Source organism: Algibacter ulvanivorans (genome assembly GCF_048381495.1).
GTDB lineage: Bacteria > Bacteroidota > Bacteroidia > Flavobacteriales > Flavobacteriaceae > Algibacter_B > Algibacter_B ulvanivorans.
The window spans coordinates 191,891-206,639 of record NZ_JBLWGD010000003.1 but is presented as its reverse complement, the minus strand read 5'-3'; the positions used below and the strand labels follow the sequence as shown (position 1 = coordinate 206,639).

Here is a 14,749-nt window from a genome sequence, read left to right as displayed (position 1 = left end):
AATAATCTCTCATGTTCAAGTCGAAAGTCTTGGTAGGATTTGTTATAGTATGCTATTTTTCATTTATTGCTTTAGAATTTAGTGGTAATGAAGAGGTTGCATTCTATTTTCATTCATTAATTGTACCGGTAATTACCATTTTGTATACATTGCTTATAAAACCAAAAAGTAAACTGTTTTGGTTATTTTTAATTTTTTACTCGTTATCAGATGTGTTAGGGCTTGTTGTAGTTAATATGCCTTATGATGATACTCAGAGATTATATGATTTTGAGTATTATGTTGGTAATTCGTTATATATAATAGCGTATGCTTTTTTAATTATTAAAATAAGTAAATCAATTAGTTATCAATATGTAATAAAATCACTTAAAATGCATGTGGTTGTATTATTAGCGCTAAATGTTTATTTGTTATATGTCTTACATGGTATTATAAACCCAAATTTAATTCAAGAAAGCGACTATTATTTGGAGTTAATTTATAATGTAGTAGTTCTTACATTGCTATCTGTGGCATTATTAAATTATTTTTATAGAGATAATAAAAAATCACTTTATTTGTTTTTCGGTGCGTTATTCATAGTGTTTTCTGAAGTTATGGATATTGCATATATTTATATAGCGCAGCGTGTATTGTTAAATTTTTTATCTACAACTTTATCGCTTTGTGCATTTTACTTTTTTTATCAACAATCAAAATTTTTAAATGTTGTTAATGACGAGGAAAGGTATGCTATGTTAGATTAAATATTATTTTTTTTATAAAACGGAATATCATTTTTGTATAAGTATAGAGTTATTCCAGAAAGTACAAATGTAAATAGGGCGGTTATAAATAGAATACCACCATCGTTTTTTACTTCAATACCTAATTGGGTTAAATGCATTATTATTGCACCTCCAATAACTCCAATAGTTAAAATAGCCCCAAGCCAAGCGGTTTTGGGTATGATTAAAAATATACCAGCAATAAGCTCTAAAATACCAATACCTATTCTGCCTATGGGCTCTAATCCTATAGTGCTAAAAATGTAAACACTATCGGGGTGTGCAAAAAATTTAAAGCGTAAAGTTTGTATTAAAATAGCTGCAATAATAAGCCTTAAGGTTAGCGGAATATATTTTTTCATGAGTAAGATATTTAGTTATGTCTGTGTTAATTAGACGTGTTTTACTAAAAATCTTAACAAACTAATTAAACAATAATTGAAGTGCCGCTAGCCGATTTGTTTTTATCCGTATCAAAGTAAAAATCTATTCTACCTAAATTTATTCCATGACACCCAACTTGATTAACTAGCATATTTTTGTTTTCAATATTTTTAACAACTGTTGGTTTGGGTAAAAAGGTATGCGTGTGTCCGCCAATAATTAAATCTATGTTTTTTGTGGCTTTGGCAAGTGTTAAATCGCTTATTTTATTAGGGTTGTTTTTGTAGTGATAGCCTAAATGCGATAAACAAATAATTAAATCGCAATGCTCTTCGGTTTTTAAAATTCTAGTCATGTCTTGACTAATTTCTATAGGATCTAAATATTTCGTTTCTTTAAACATGTTAGGTGCTACCAATCCTTCTAGTTTTATTCCTAAGCCAAAAACACCAATTTTTATACCGTTTTTTACAAATACTTTGTATGGTTTTGTATGTGTGTCCATTATGGTATTAGAAAAATCATAATTTGCAGATACAAACTGGAATTCTGCATGCGGTAATTGAGCAAATAAACCATTTATACCATTATCAAAATCATGATTTCCAATAGTTGCAGCATCGTATTTTAATTTACTCATAAGTTTAAATTCCAATTCGCCACCATAATAATTAAAGTAAGGAGTGCCTTGAAAAATATCGCCAGCATCAAGTAATAATGTGTTTGGGTTTTCTTTTCTAATAGTTTCAATTAAACTAGCGCGTCTTGCTACACCTCCTTTATTTGCATTTCTGGTGTCTTCTGGGCCAAAAGGGTCGATATGGCTATGCACATCATTAGTGTGAAGAATTGTAATTTTAGTGCTTTTCGAAACGTTTGTAAAAGATTGTAAGCCTAAACTTCCTAAAGTTACTAAAGCTGTTCCTGCCGATGCTTTTTGTATAAAATGTCTACGTTTCATAATTTATTTTATCTGAGTAAAACGATTGTCGATTGATGGTTTTATAGTGTCTAATTTATTAAACTTATCAATTAAAATGTTTCTAATTTTATAATTTAATCTGTAAACACTATCGTTTGGTTTAAAAAACGACATATTATCTCCGCCATTAAATAAATAATCGCTTGTAGCTACATAATAAGTTTTATTTTTACTAATTGGTTGATCTTTAATTTTAGCTTCAATAACATTAAAATTTTTATCAAGAGATAATTTTAATTGAGAAATAGGGTGCGCCCTTTTTGCTTTAGCTAAGTAGTTAATTAATTGGTTTATTTGGTTGTATTTAAGAGCTACAATCACAATTTTATTTTCAAAAGGCATTAATTGAAAAGCTGTTCTTTTCGATACTTCTCCTTTATTTAAAGTCGCTCTTATGCCGCCATGGTTTATTATAACCATATCTATTTCAAAGCCTGTTCTACTTTTAAAAATAGGGTTAGCTTCTGTATAAATGGCATCGGCCATAAAGTTTCCAAGTGCCGTATTAAGCTGCCCATTGTTTTTAGAGTATGTATTGGCAGAATAGGCAATTGTACTATCTAGATCCTTTTGGATATTATCTCTGTAAGGTTTTATAAAGGCTTCAATACTAGAATGGCTTGTTAGTGTATCGGTAATTTGAATTTGTTTCCCTTCAATTTTAGAAAGCTTTAGTTTTTCATGTTTACAATTCATAAAAACTAAAAAATATAACAAAATAAAGAAATGTGTAAACCTCATATTAAAATCTATAATTTGAATGTACTTTTGCTACCTTTGCGCAAAGTATAAAGGTAAATGATTTTAAGGGGTTTTAAAGAAAAATCTAATAAAAAGTATTTAAACAAATTGTTAGCAAATAGAGTTGTTAACGTTAATAGCAGTAAAGCTATAAGTTTAGGTGTTGTTTTAAATATTGATGAGTTTAATGAGTTTGAAGCCTTTAGAGATTTAGCTGAATATATAAAGGTAAGACCAAATAGGTTGAAAATTATAGCTTATTCTTCTAGTAAAAAAGAAGGATTACATTCTTGGGATGAATGTTATAACCCTAAAGATTTTGGCTGGAAAGGAACTATAAAAAACAGCGAGCTGCAATCGTTTTTAAACACAGAATTTGATGTTTTAGTTAGTTATTACGAAAAAGATGTATTAGAATTGAAATTGATTACAGCCCAATCAAGAGCTAAATTTAAAATTGGAATTTTACAATCTGATGAACGATTAAACGATTTGATAATTAAAACCAATTTAAAACAGTTTAAACTTTTTAAAGAAGAAGTGTTTAAATACTTAACCATTTTAAAAAAAATTAGTAGTAATGAATAATAAGTTTGTAGGCACAGGAGTTGCTTTAGTTACACCATTTAATTCAGATTTAAGTGTAGATCATACCGCATTAGAAAATATTGTAAACTACAATATTGATAATGGAATAGATTACCTTGTAATATGTGGTACAACAGGAGAAAGTGTAACGTTAACCAAACAAGAAAAAAAAGCGGTAATAGCAACAATATCAAAGGCTAATAATGGGCGTTTACCTTTAGTTTTAGGTGTTGGAGGTAATAATACAGCGCAAGTTATAGACGAAATAAACTCTACAGATTTAAGTAGTATTGATGCTATTTTATCTGTATCGCCATATTATAGCAAACCAACACAAGAAGGTATTTACCAACATTTTAAAGCCATAGCCCAAGCATGCCCAATAGATGTTATTTTATATAATGTACCAGGACGTACATCAAAAAATGTCGATGTAGAAACTACATTACGATTGGCAAACGATTTTAAAAATATTGTAGGCGTTAAAGAAGCCGGAAACAATATGAGCCAATATTTAGAGTTAATAAAAAATAAGCCAGAAGATTTTTTAATAATTTCTGGTGATGATGATTTGGTTTTAGGAGTTACTTTAGCAGGTGGTGCTGGTGTTATCTCTGTTATAGGGCAAGCATTTCCTAGAGAATTTTCAGATATGATTCGTTTAGGGTTAAAAGGCGATGCAAAAGCAGCCTATAAGTTGCATTATAAACTTATGGATATAATTGGTCTTATTTTTGAAGAAAATAATCCTGCCGGAATTAAAGCTGTTTTTCAAACTTTAAAATTATGTCAAGATACAGTACGATTACCGTTAGTTGTAGCATCAAATAACCTAAAGGCAAAAATAACAGAATTTGTAAATAAGTTCTAATCTGTTAAATAATACTTAAACCTTACATTTACTGAGTTTTTGCTATTATTTTAGCCAGCAAATAATATTTTTTAAATTCATAATAATAGCGTATTTTTGCGTGCTGTATTAAAAATCTATGAACAAATTTTTTTACTTATTAGTATTTTTTACTGTTTTAAGCAGTTGTAGCGAGTACCAAAAAGCTTTAAAAGCAGATGGAGAAGGTGCAATAGCTATGAAGTTTAAAATGGGAGAAGCACTTTATAACGAGGGTAAGTTTGCAAAAGCAAATAGGCTTTTTGCTCAAATTGTACCTAATTATAGAGGGAAACCACAAGCTGAAAAATTAATGTATTTGTACTCTAACTCATTTTTTAAAATGAAAGATTACTATGTTGCTGGTTATCAGTTTGAGCGTTTCGCATCAAGTTACCCTAAAAGTGAGAAATTAGAAGAAGCCTCTTTTTTAAGTGCAAAAAGCGCTTATATGTTGTCGCCAGTTTACAGTAAAGACCAAACAGAAACTAAAGAAGCTATTGAAAAACTTCAAGAGTTTATAAACCTTTTTCCAGAATCTAACTATGTAGCCGATGCAAATAAATTAGTACAAGAGTTAGATTTTAAACTAGAAAAAAAGGCTTACGAAATAGCTAAGCAGTATAATCTTATCTCAGATTATCCTGCATCAGTAAGATCGTTTGATAATTTTATTTTCGAGTTTCCAGGATCTAAGTTTAGAGAAGATGCCTTGTTCTATAGGCTAGATTCGGCATATAAATTAGCCATTAATAGTGTAGAAGTTAAAAGAACAATTCAAACCGGCTTAGTATACTTAAAAAAAGAACGTTTAGAAGCAGCCAAAGAATACTCTGAAGCTTTTAAAAAATCTTATGCAAACTCAAAACATATTGAAGATGTTGAGGAAATGGCATTAGAAATAAATGAAGAATTAAAAAATTACAGCACAAAAAGTTAAATATATAATACCAATGGATTTAAAAAAAACCAATGCTCCAGTTAATACGGTAACGTATGATAGAAATCAAATTGATGAGCCTACAGAAAATATCTACGAGTCTATATCAATCATTTCTAGACGTGCAGAACAGATTAATACAGAGATTAAAAAAGAACTTATAGATAAGTTAGAAGAATTTGCTACTTATAATGATAGTCTTGAAGAAATCTTTGAAAATAAAGAGCAAATCGAGGTTTCTAAATTTTACGAGAAATTACCAAAGCCTCATGCGTTAGCTGTTCAAGAATGGTTAACAGATAAAATTTATTTTAGAAATACTGAAGCAGATAACCAGTAATTTTCTAAATTTAAACACCATTAAATAAACTCCAATTCCGTTTTACTAAATGGTCTTGGAGTTTGTTTGGTTAATAAACAAACCCTTTTTTATGAGTGTATTAAGCGGAAAAAATATATTATTAGGTATAACTGGTGGTATTGCCGCTTATAAAACAGCCTCGCTTGTTCGTTTGTTTATAAAATCTGGAGCTCATGTAAAAGTGATAATGACACCCTCTGCTAAAGATTTTATAACACCATTAACACTATCAACACTTTCAAAACATCCAGTATACTCTTCTTTTACTAATGAAGAAGACGAAAATGCTATATGGAATAACCATGTAGATTTAGGTTTATGGGCCGATTTGTTTATTGTTGCTCCAGCCACAGCAAATACGATGTCTAAAATGTCAAATGGCGTTTGCGATAACTTTTTGTTAGCCACATATTTATCAGCTAAATGTCCTGTCTATTTTGCACCTGCAATGGATTTGGATATGTATAAACATCCAACAACCCTCGAGTCTTTTAAAAAATTAAAAGCTTATGGAAATATTATAATTCCTGCTACAAGTGGAGAACTAGCAAGCGGCTTGGTTGGCGAAGGTAGAATGGCAGAACCAGAAGATATTTTACATTTTATAGAGCAAGATATCTTAAAAAAATTACCACTTAAAGGCAAAAAAGTATTAATTACAGCAGGACCAACTTACGAAGCCATAGATCCTGTACGTTTTATAGGAAACCATTCTAGCGGAAAAATGGGTTTTGAAATAGCCAAAGCTGCCGCCAATTTAGGAGCTCAAGTAATTTTAGTGTCGGGGCCAACACATCAAAAAGTAAAACACTCTAATATATTGGTAAAACCAGTAGTTAGCGCTCACGACATGTATGTAGAAGTACATAAACATTTTAAAAACTCGCATATAGCCATATTATCGGCAGCAGTAGCAGATTTTACACCCAAAGAAGTAGCAAATAATAAAATAAAAAAGAAGTCTGATACGTTAACTTTACATCTAGAAAAAACTAAAGATATTTTGGCTTCATTAGGTAAAATAAAAAAGCATCAGTTTTTAGTTGGTTTTGCTCTAGAAACTAATAACGAACTAGAAAATGCAAAAGGAAAATTAAAAAGAAAGAATTTAAATTTAATTGTATTAAATTCGTTAAAAGACAAAGGTGCAGGTTTTAAAACCGATACTAATAAAGTAACTTTTATTGATAGCAATGAAAACATTTTAGAATTTGCATTAAAATCTAAAACAGAAGTTGCTTCAGATTTATTAAATAAAATAATATCAGAAATTAATGCGTAATATTTTAGTTGTATTAATATTTTGCCTTGTATTTAAAGGCCATTCGCAAGAGTTAAATTGTAATGTAGTTGTAAATGCAGAACAAACAGGAAACGAAAATTTTCCTATTTTTAAAACACTAGAAAAACAACTTAACGAGTTTGTTAATAATACAAAATGGACTAAAAAAACTTTTAAGGATCAAGAGCGAATTAATTGTAACATGTTTGTAAATATTACAAATTATAGTGGCGAATCTTTTCAAGGTACATTACAAATACAATCATCAAGACCAATATACGGCTCATCATTTAGCACACCTATTTATAATTTTAACGATAAAGATTTTAGTTTTAATTATCTTGAATTTCAAAACTTAATATACAACCCTACACAATTCGAGTCTAACTTAATATCGGTATTAGCATTTCATATTAATATAATTTTAGCTTTAGATGCAGATTCTTTTGCAGAAAAAGGAGGAGACGAGTATTATAAACAAGCTCAAATTATTACAAATTATTCACAGCAAGGAAATTTTGAAGGTTGGAAGCTAGAAGATGGTTTACAAAGCCGATTTACACTTATAGATAATGTGTTATCTCCAACTTTTAAAGAGTTTAGAGAAGTTATGTATACCTATCATAGAAAAGGTTTGGATGTAATGAGTGAAAATGTAAAAGAAGGAAAAGACCAAATAGCATCGACTATTCAAAATTTTAAAACCATGAATAGTAGAAGGCCCAACTCTTTTTTACTTCGAACATTTTTTGATGCAAAGGCCGAAGAGATAGAGCAAATATTTTCTGATGGGCCTCAAGTAAACATAGTAAGTTTAAAAGAAACACTTCAAAAAATAGCGCCAATGCATAATAGTAAATGGCAAAGTATTAAGCTTTAATAAGCAACATTTATATAAATAGAGGTAGTTAATTAGTATTACCAAATTAAAACTTACAGATATATTACTCTGAAAAATGCTAACTTCACTTTCAATAAAAAATTACGCTTTAATTGATAAACTACATGTAGATTTTAACAATGGTTTTTCAATAATAACAGGAGAAACAGGAGCAGGAAAATCTATTTTACTTGGCGGATTATCGTTAATACTAGGAAAACGAGCAGATTTAACCAGTTTAAAAGATGCATCGCAAAAATGTATTATCGAAGCTGTTTTTAATATTTCAAACTATAAACTTAAGGCTCTTTTTAAGACCGAAGATTTTGATTACGAAAACCAAACCATTATAAGACGAGAAATATTACCCTCTGGTAAGTCAAGAGCCTTTGTAAACGACTCGCCAGTAAATTTAAGTAGTTTACAAGTTTTAGGTGCGCGGTTAATTGATATACACTCGCAACACCAGACACTACAATTAACAAGTAACGATTTTCAGTTTCAAGTTATTGATGCTCTAGCCCATAATGAAAATGTATTATTAAGCTATAAAGCCGAGTTGAAAGCTTATAAAACACTCGAAAAAGAATTAGAAAAACTCAAAACTTTTCAAGCTGAAGCTATAAAGGAGCACGATTATAACACGTTTTTATTAAACGAATTAACCGAAGCTAATTTAGTAGAAGGCGAGGTAGAAAGCTTAGAAGAAGAATACGAAACCTTAAACAATATTGAAGGAATTAAAGAAAAACTAGCAGAAGCGCACCATTTGTTAAGCGAAGAGGAAATAGGTGTTTTAACATCGCTAACAACATTAAAAAATGTGTTTCAAAAATTATCTAGCTTTTCATCAAAATATGAAGATTTATTTAATAGAGCCAATAGTAGCCTTATTGAAATGGACGATATGTTTAGCGAAATTAACAATTATCAAGAAAGCATAGATGCAGACCCATCAAGGCTAGAGGTTGTTGATGCTAAACTAAAAATGCTACATAGCTTAATGCAAAAACATGTAGCCGAGAATGTTTCAGAATTAATTTCAATAAAAAACCAATTAGAAGAAAAGGTTTTAGTTACCGAAAATTTAGACGATACAATTCAACAAAAACAATTGGAAATTAGCGAAAAAGAAAACGAATTAAATGCGATAGCAAAAACAATACACGATAAGCGTAATAAAGTTATTCCAAAATTAAAACAACAATTAGAAACTATTTTGGCAGATTTAGGAATGCCAAATGCACAGTTTAAAATTGAAACTATTTTTGGAAATGCTTTTTACACAAACGGAAAAGATGAATTGTTGTTTTTATTTTCGGCAAATAAAGGAGGTACTTTTAACGAACTTAAAAAAGCAGCATCTGGAGGTGAATTATCTAGAATTATGCTAGCCATAAAATCTGTTTTAGCTAAATACATACAGTTGCCAACCATTATGTTTGATGAAATTGATACTGGAGTTTCTGGCGAAATTTCAAATAAAATGGGCGATATTATGTTGCAAATGAGTAAAAATATGCAAGTATTTTCTATAACACATTTACCACAAGTTGCAGCTAAAGGACATTCGCATTTTAAAGTATATAAAGAAGATGTAAATGAGGTTACACAAACCAATTTAATTAAATTAAATCATGATGAGCGTATTGTAGAAATAGCTCAAATGTTAGGTGGCTCAGAAACATCAACATCGGCAATTGCTCACGCAAAAGAATTACTTAATTAGATTACTATTCCTGTTAAGAGGCTAAGCTTAATTACATGAAATCTTAATTTTAATATTATCTTTGTTGTTTAATAAATAACTTAAGTTAAGCAAATAATTAATCAACATATAAACCAATACATATGTATAACTTATTAAAAGGAAAAAAAGGAATTATTTTTGGTGCTTTAGATGAAAATTCAATAGCATGGAAAACCGCAGAACGCGTTCATGAAGAAGGCGGAACTTTTGTTTTAACAAATGCACCTGTAGCTATGCGAATGGGGCAAATTAACGAGCTGGCTAAAAAAACAGGTTCTCAAATTATTCCTGCCGATGCTACTTCAGAAGAAGATTTAAAAAACCTTGTAGAACAATCTATGGAAATACTTGGAGGTAAAATAGATTTTGTTTTACACTCTATAGGTATGTCAATTAACGTTAGAAAAGGAAAACATTATACAGACCAAAATTATGCATGGACACAAAAAGGAACAGATGTTTCGGCCATGTCTTTTCATAAAGTTATGCAAACACTTTACAAAGCAGATGCTATGAACGAGTGGGGTAGTATAGTTGCATTAACATATATGGCTGCACAACGTGTGTTTCCAGATTATAATGATATGGCAGATAATAAAGCCTATTTAGAAAGTATTGCACGTAGTTTTGGATATTTCTTTGGTAGAGATAAAAATGTGCGTGTAAATACCATTTCGCAATCGCCAACACCAACTACAGCTGGTAGTGGTGTTAAAGGTTTTGATGGGTTTATTGCTTATGCCGATAAAATGTCGCCACTAGGTAATGCAACAGCTTTAGATTGTGCAAACTATACAGTATCTCTGTTTAGCGATTTAACTAAACGTGTAACATTACAAAATTTATATAACGACGGTGGTTTTAGCAACATGGGAGTTAGCGATGCAGTTATGAGCACTTTTGTAGGAGAAGACGAATAAAACAATTTATATATATATCGTAAAAGCCACCCTTAAAACGGTGGCTTTTTTGTTACTTTTGTAGTATGCAATTACAGTATTCATTTATAATTCCAGTTTTTAACCGCCCAGACGAAATTCAAGAACTTTTACAAAGTTTTGAAGCACTAGAAAGCGATATACCGTTTGAGATTGTAATCATTGAAGATGGATCAATAAATACATCAAAAAATGTAGTCAATACATTTATAAGTAAACTAAATATATCTTACTTTTTTAAAGAAAATTCTGGGCCTGGAGATTCTAGAAATTTTGGTATGCAACATGCAAAAGGAAACTATTTTATTATTTTAGATTCCGATTGTATTTTACCTAAACAATACTTACTAGAAGTCGATAAAAGTTTAAAAACAAACTATGTAGATTGTTTTGGTGGGCCAGATGCAGCCCATCAGTCGTTTTCTAACTTGCAAAAGGCTATTAATTTTTCAATGACATCGGTTATAACAACTGGGGGTATTAGAGGAAATAAAAATAGTGTAGATAAATTTCAGCCTAGAAGTTTTAATATGGGGCTTTCAAAAAAAGCATTTCAAGATTCAAATGGTTTTGGAAGAATTCACCCTGGTGAAGACCCCGATTTATCTATAAGGTTATGGAATTTAGGATATAAAACGAAACTAATACCAGAAGCTTTTGTGTTTCATAAACGTCGTATTTCTTGGCGTAATTTTTATAAACAAGTTAATAAATTTGGTTTAGTAAGGCCAATTTTAAATAAATGGCATCCGTCTACTAAAAAGTTAACTTATTGGTTTCCTTCTGTATTTATTATAGGACTTTTATTTTCAATTTTGCTATTTGTATTAGGATACAAGCTTTTTTTGTTTTCTTATGCTTTATACTTTGTATTGGCATTTGTATTGGCTTTATTAAGTACCAAAAATATTATAGTATCTGTTCTTACAATACCAGCAATTTTAATTCAGTTTTTTGGGTATGGCTATGGCTTTTTAAAATCTACCTTTGCAGTTTCTATTTTAAATAAAACCCCAGAAACACATTTCCCTAAATTATTTTTTAAATTAAAATAATGAATAAAATAAAAGCTAATATTATATCATCATTTAAAAACAAAAAAGTTAATGTGTTTATTTTGTTTTTATTTTTGGCTTTTGTTATTTTAATGTTTACAAAGCTTTCTAAAACATATACAAACACCATAGCTTTTAATGTCGAAAAAATTAATGTACCACAAGAAAATATTATTTTAAACGATTCGTCGCAAATACATATTACCCTTAAAACGCATGGTTTTAAATGGTTAAGCTTCTATTTTGCTACGCCAAAAATTAAAATAGACTTTAGTAAAGATGTTCATAAAACAGAAAATACTTTTGTATGGAACAAGTCTAAGGCTTATTTAAACAATACACAGTTTACTAAAGAAGTAGAACTACTTAATATAGAGCCAGACCCTATTACATTTAGGTATGGTATAAATATGGTAAAAAAAGTACCTATAGTGTTTTCTCCAGAAATTAGTTTTGTTCCAGGCTATAATATGGTTAATACTTTAACTTCAATACCAGACTCTGTAACTGTTATTGGACCAAATATTTTGGTCTCTAAAATAGATTTTTTAGAGTCAGAAAAAACAGCAATTAAAAATGTTAGAGCAGATATAAATAAAAAAGTAAACCTTAAATTACCAGAAAACATAGCAGATTTAAAGTTTTCTGCAAAACAAGTTGTTTTAAAAGCACAGGTAGAAAAATTTACTGAAGGCACTCTTAAAGTACCCGTTTTAGTAATTAACGCTCCAAAAAACACAAAAATTAAGTTTTTCCCTAAAACAGTAAGCGTTTCGTATAATGTTAGTTTAGGTAATTTTAAAGCTATAACAACTAAAGATTTTAAAGTAATTTGCGATTATAAAAAAACGAATAAAAATCAATCTTTTTTAATACCAGAATTGGTAAAAATACCAGAATTGGTACAACATGCAAAAATTAGTCAACAACGCATTGAATTTATAATTACAAAATGATTATTGTAGGTCTTACAGGCGGTATTGGAAGCGGTAAAACTACCGTGGCAAAGCAGTTTTCAAAGCTAGGAATTCCTGTTTATATAGCTGATGATGAAGCAAAAAGTTTAATGAGAAGATCGAAAATAATTAAAAGGAAACTTACCAAACTATTTGGAGAAGAAGCATATATTAATGGCGATTTAAACAAACCCTTTTTGGCAAATATTATTTTTAACGATAAAACTTATTTAGAAAAAATGAATGCTATTGTGCATCCTAAAGTAGCAAAGCATTTTGAAAAATGGGTTAAAAAACAAGAAGGCGCACCTTATGTAATAAAAGAGGTTGCTATTTTGTTTGAAAACGGAGGTAATAAAGCTTGCGATTATGTAATTACCGTAACAGCCCCCATTGAAACAAGAATTAAACGCTTGCTAAAACGCGATAATACTACAACCGAAAAGATTAAAGCCATAATGAAAAATCAATGGTCGGACGAAGAAAAAATAAAACAATCTCACTTTGTAATTCAAAATACAATACTTAAAGATACTATAAATCAAGTCTTAAAAACACATAAGAAACTACTTGTTAAACAATAAAGGTCTTAAATTTTAACATTTTTGTTAATGTAAGGTTAAAACATAAGATTGATAAATGTTAAAATGTTAATTTTGATTGATGGGCAAAAAGCTATTCATCCTGTTAATAATACTTATGAGTTTATCTCTTATAGGTATTATTGCCATACAGGCATATTATATTAATGATTCGGTAGAAAACGAAAAGGAACGTTTTAGGTTTAATGTAGTTAAAGCACTTAATTATGTTTCTAACACCATAGAAGAAAACGAATCGGAAAAATATTTTTCTAAATTTTTTAATTTAGATAACGATAAAAAAGCAGATGAAGAAGCCGTTTCTCAACTATTAATTTATCAAAAAAATAATAGCACCAAAGAAACACTCATTTATAGAAGTAATGTTTTAGAAGAAAACTATAAACTTTCTTCTTCGCTCTTTGACATTGGTTTAGATAGTCTTGATATAAAAAATATAACAGCAAAATCTACAACCGAAATTTATAGTAATTCAAATATCGATAATAAAGATATTAGTAGTCCAATTTCTAAAATTATTAGAAGCGGAACAATTGACGAAGCACAAAAATTGAGTTTTGATAAAAGTTTTAAAGAAATTTCTAAAAAAACACCAATACATAAGCGTGTTTCAGAAAAAGAAATAAAAACATTATTATCAGAAAAGCTAAAAAAAGACGGCATAGATATAGACTTTGAGTTTGCTATATACGGTAACGACTTAGCAACTAAAGTGCAGAGTAATAATTTTGAGTACGAGCAAAATTCTACATTTAAAGTACCCATATTTTATGACGAAAATAACCAAACACCATACAGATTACTGGTTAATTTCCCAGACGATAAAAAGTTTATATTATCGGGTATTATAGGCATGATTTTGCTATCAATAATTTTTACATCAATTATTATATTAGCATATTCAAGCGCATTACTGCAACTGGTTAAACAGCGTAAAATATCTGAAATTAAAACAGATTTTATTAATAATATGACGCATGAGTTTAAAACACCAATTGCAACTATAAATTTGGCTTTAGATGCTATAAAAAACCCAACAGTTATAAATGATAACGAAAAGGTAATGCGTTACCTAAAAATGATTAAAGAAGAAAATAAACGTATGCATGCTCAGGTAGAAAATGTATTACGAATATCTAAACTAGAAAAAAACGAACTAAATATTAGTAAGGATAGAGTAGAATTGCACGACTTAATTGTTGATGCATTAACACATGTAGAGCTTATAGTAGAAGATAGGCAAGGTTATATAAAAACATTTTTTGAAGCCGAAAAATCATCTGTTTTAGCCAACGAAACACATTTTACTAATGTTGTAGTTAACATTCTGGATAATGCCATTAAGTATTCTCCAAATGCACCCAAAATTGAAGTTTATACTGAAAATATTGGAACAAATATATTATTAAAAATTAAAGACCATGGTAGTGGCATGAGTAAAGCAGCTGCCAAACGCGTGTTCGAAAAATTTTATAGAGAACACACAGGAAATATTCATAACGTAAAAGGCCACGGATTAGGTTTGGCTTATGTTAAACGAATTGTAGAAGACCATCAAGGTCATGTATCAGTAGAATCAGAAAAAGAAAAAGGAAGCACATTTATTATAAAGCTTCCACTAATATCATAAC

Annotated in this window: 16 protein-coding genes; 13 read left to right on the top strand and 3 right to left on the bottom strand. The window is 29.5% G+C overall.

Going from position 1 to position 14,749, the window contains the following annotated elements:
* The first annotated feature begins 11 nt into the window (after positions 1 to 11).
* A complete protein-coding gene (locus tag ACNG5D_RS09335) occupies positions 12 to 749 on the top strand; it encodes a hypothetical protein (protein WP_418183247.1) in 738 nt (245 codons plus the stop codon).
* Here the strand turns inward: ACNG5D_RS09335 and ACNG5D_RS09330 are convergent.
* The 3 genes from ACNG5D_RS09330 to ACNG5D_RS09320 all read right to left on the bottom strand — a co-directional run bounded on the left by ACNG5D_RS09330 (position 746) and on the right by ACNG5D_RS09320 (position 2,832).
* Complete coding sequence (locus tag ACNG5D_RS09330) at positions 746 to 1,132, bottom strand: DoxX family membrane protein (protein WP_418183246.1); 387 nt, start codon at positions 1,130 to 1,132, stop codon at positions 746 to 748. The two genes, ACNG5D_RS09335 and ACNG5D_RS09330, sit on opposite strands and share 4 nt — an antisense overlap.
* A 65-nt stretch (positions 1,133 to 1,197) precedes the next feature.
* Positions 1,198 to 2,115 carry a bifunctional metallophosphatase/5'-nucleotidase gene (locus ACNG5D_RS09325; RefSeq protein WP_418183245.1) on the bottom strand — a complete coding sequence of 306 codons (918 nt, stop codon included), beginning with the start codon at positions 2,113 to 2,115 and terminating at the stop codon, positions 1,198 to 1,200.
* A 3-nt stretch (positions 2,116 to 2,118) separates the two neighbouring features.
* Positions 2,119 to 2,832 carry a 5'-nucleotidase C-terminal domain-containing protein gene (locus tag ACNG5D_RS09320; protein WP_418183244.1) on the bottom strand — a complete coding sequence of 238 codons (714 nt, stop codon included), beginning with the start codon at positions 2,830 to 2,832 and terminating at the stop codon, positions 2,119 to 2,121.
* Positions 2,833 to 2,934: 102 nt separating this feature from the next.
* Between ACNG5D_RS09320 and ACNG5D_RS09315 the strand changes: the two genes are divergently transcribed.
* The 12 genes from ACNG5D_RS09315 (at position 2,935) to ACNG5D_RS09260 (ending at position 14,748) form a co-directional block, all read left to right on the top strand.
* On the top strand, positions 2,935 to 3,465 hold the full coding sequence (locus ACNG5D_RS09315) for a DUF6913 domain-containing protein (RefSeq protein ID WP_418183243.1): 531 nt from the start codon (positions 2,935 to 2,937) through the stop codon (positions 3,463 to 3,465).
* Positions 3,458 to 4,336 (top strand): 4-hydroxy-tetrahydrodipicolinate synthase, encoded by an 879-nt coding sequence (gene dapA, locus ACNG5D_RS09310; protein ID WP_418183242.1) that lies wholly within the window; start codon positions 3,458 to 3,460, stop codon positions 4,334 to 4,336. The genes ACNG5D_RS09315 and dapA overlap by 8 nt, the downstream gene beginning before the upstream one ends.
* Before the next feature lie 118 nt (positions 4,337 to 4,454).
* Positions 4,455 to 5,294 (top strand): outer membrane protein assembly factor BamD, encoded by an 840-nt coding sequence (locus ACNG5D_RS09305; protein ID WP_418183241.1) that lies wholly within the window; start codon positions 4,455 to 4,457, stop codon positions 5,292 to 5,294.
* Between the two features lie 13 nt (positions 5,295 to 5,307).
* Positions 5,308 to 5,634 carry a DNA-directed RNA polymerase subunit omega gene (locus tag ACNG5D_RS09300; protein ID WP_418183240.1) on the top strand — a complete coding sequence of 109 codons (327 nt, stop codon included), beginning with the start codon at positions 5,308 to 5,310 and terminating at the stop codon, positions 5,632 to 5,634.
* Between the two features lie 91 nt (positions 5,635 to 5,725).
* Positions 5,726 to 6,937, top strand: coding sequence for a bifunctional phosphopantothenoylcysteine decarboxylase/phosphopantothenate--cysteine ligase CoaBC (coaBC, locus tag ACNG5D_RS09295; RefSeq protein WP_418183239.1), 1,212 nt, complete (start codon positions 5,726 to 5,728; stop codon positions 6,935 to 6,937).
* The gene (gene porD / locus ACNG5D_RS09290) at positions 6,930 to 7,817 is read left to right on the top strand and encodes a type IX secretion system protein PorD (protein ID WP_418183238.1); all 888 of its coding nucleotides are present in this window, start codon (positions 6,930 to 6,932) and stop codon (positions 7,815 to 7,817) included. Before coaBC ends, porD begins: the two co-directional genes overlap by 8 nt.
* Before the next feature lie 76 nt (positions 7,818 to 7,893).
* A complete protein-coding gene (recN, locus tag ACNG5D_RS09285) occupies positions 7,894 to 9,546 on the top strand; it encodes a DNA repair protein RecN (protein WP_418183237.1) in 1,653 nt (550 codons plus the stop codon).
* 122 nt (positions 9,547 to 9,668) lie between these two features.
* On the top strand, positions 9,669 to 10,487 hold the full coding sequence (locus ACNG5D_RS09280) for an enoyl-ACP reductase FabI (RefSeq protein ID WP_418183236.1): 819 nt from the start codon (positions 9,669 to 9,671) through the stop codon (positions 10,485 to 10,487).
* A gap of 65 nt (positions 10,488 to 10,552) precedes the next feature.
* Positions 10,553 to 11,560: a glycosyltransferase family 2 protein gene (locus ACNG5D_RS09275; RefSeq protein ID WP_418183235.1), complete on the top strand. Its 1,008-nt coding sequence runs from the start codon at positions 10,553 to 10,555 to the stop codon at positions 11,558 to 11,560.
* The gene (locus ACNG5D_RS09270) at positions 11,560 to 12,516 is read left to right on the top strand and encodes a YbbR-like domain-containing protein (RefSeq protein WP_418183234.1); all 957 of its coding nucleotides are present in this window, start codon (positions 11,560 to 11,562) and stop codon (positions 12,514 to 12,516) included. Before ACNG5D_RS09275 ends, ACNG5D_RS09270 begins: the two co-directional genes overlap by 1 nt.
* Positions 12,513 to 13,100, top strand: coding sequence for a dephospho-CoA kinase (gene coaE / locus ACNG5D_RS09265; RefSeq protein WP_418183233.1), 588 nt, complete (start codon positions 12,513 to 12,515; stop codon positions 13,098 to 13,100). Before ACNG5D_RS09270 ends, coaE begins: the two co-directional genes overlap by 4 nt.
* A gap of 115 nt (positions 13,101 to 13,215) precedes the next feature.
* Positions 13,216 to 14,748 (top strand): sensor histidine kinase, encoded by a 1,533-nt coding sequence (locus tag ACNG5D_RS09260; RefSeq protein WP_418183232.1) that lies wholly within the window; start codon positions 13,216 to 13,218, stop codon positions 14,746 to 14,748.
* The last annotated feature ends 1 nt before the right edge of the window (position 14,749 follow it).

Bases quoted from the DNA above. Each gene is read 5' to 3' on its own strand.
- dapA (WP_418183242.1), top strand. From the start codon at position 3,458: ATGAATAATAAGTTTGTAGGCACAGGAGTTGCTTTAGTTACACCATTT.
- coaE (WP_418183233.1), top strand. From the start codon at position 12,513: ATGATTATTGTAGGTCTTACAGGCGGTATTGGAAGCGGTAAAACTACC.
- ACNG5D_RS09325 (WP_418183245.1), bottom strand. From the start codon at position 2,115: ATGAAACGTAGACATTTTATACAAAAAGCATCGGCAGGAACAGCTTTA.
- ACNG5D_RS09270 (WP_418183234.1), top strand. From the start codon at position 11,560: ATGAATAAAATAAAAGCTAATATTATATCATCATTTAAAAACAAAAAA.
- ACNG5D_RS09275 (WP_418183235.1), top strand. From the start codon at position 10,553: ATGCAATTACAGTATTCATTTATAATTCCAGTTTTTAACCGCCCAGAC.
- ACNG5D_RS09330 (WP_418183246.1), bottom strand. From the start codon at position 1,132: ATGAAAAAATATATTCCGCTAACCTTAAGGCTTATTATTGCAGCTATT.
- ACNG5D_RS09320 (WP_418183244.1), bottom strand. From the start codon at position 2,832: ATGAATTGTAAACATGAAAAACTAAAGCTTTCTAAAATTGAAGGGAAA.
- ACNG5D_RS09260 (WP_418183232.1), top strand. From the start codon at position 13,216: ATGAGTTTATCTCTTATAGGTATTATTGCCATACAGGCATATTATATT.
- recN (WP_418183237.1), top strand. From the start codon at position 7,894: ATGCTAACTTCACTTTCAATAAAAAATTACGCTTTAATTGATAAACTA.
- ACNG5D_RS09280 (WP_418183236.1), top strand. From the start codon at position 9,669: ATGTATAACTTATTAAAAGGAAAAAAAGGAATTATTTTTGGTGCTTTA.
- porD (WP_418183238.1), top strand. From the start codon at position 6,930: ATGCGTAATATTTTAGTTGTATTAATATTTTGCCTTGTATTTAAAGGC.
- ACNG5D_RS09335 (WP_418183247.1), top strand. From the start codon at position 12: ATGTTCAAGTCGAAAGTCTTGGTAGGATTTGTTATAGTATGCTATTTT.
- ACNG5D_RS09305 (WP_418183241.1), top strand. From the start codon at position 4,455: ATGAACAAATTTTTTTACTTATTAGTATTTTTTACTGTTTTAAGCAGT.
- ACNG5D_RS09315 (WP_418183243.1), top strand. From the start codon at position 2,935: ATGATTTTAAGGGGTTTTAAAGAAAAATCTAATAAAAAGTATTTAAAC.
- coaBC (WP_418183239.1), top strand. From the start codon at position 5,726: ATGAGTGTATTAAGCGGAAAAAATATATTATTAGGTATAACTGGTGGT.
- ACNG5D_RS09300 (WP_418183240.1), top strand. From the start codon at position 5,308: ATGGATTTAAAAAAAACCAATGCTCCAGTTAATACGGTAACGTATGAT.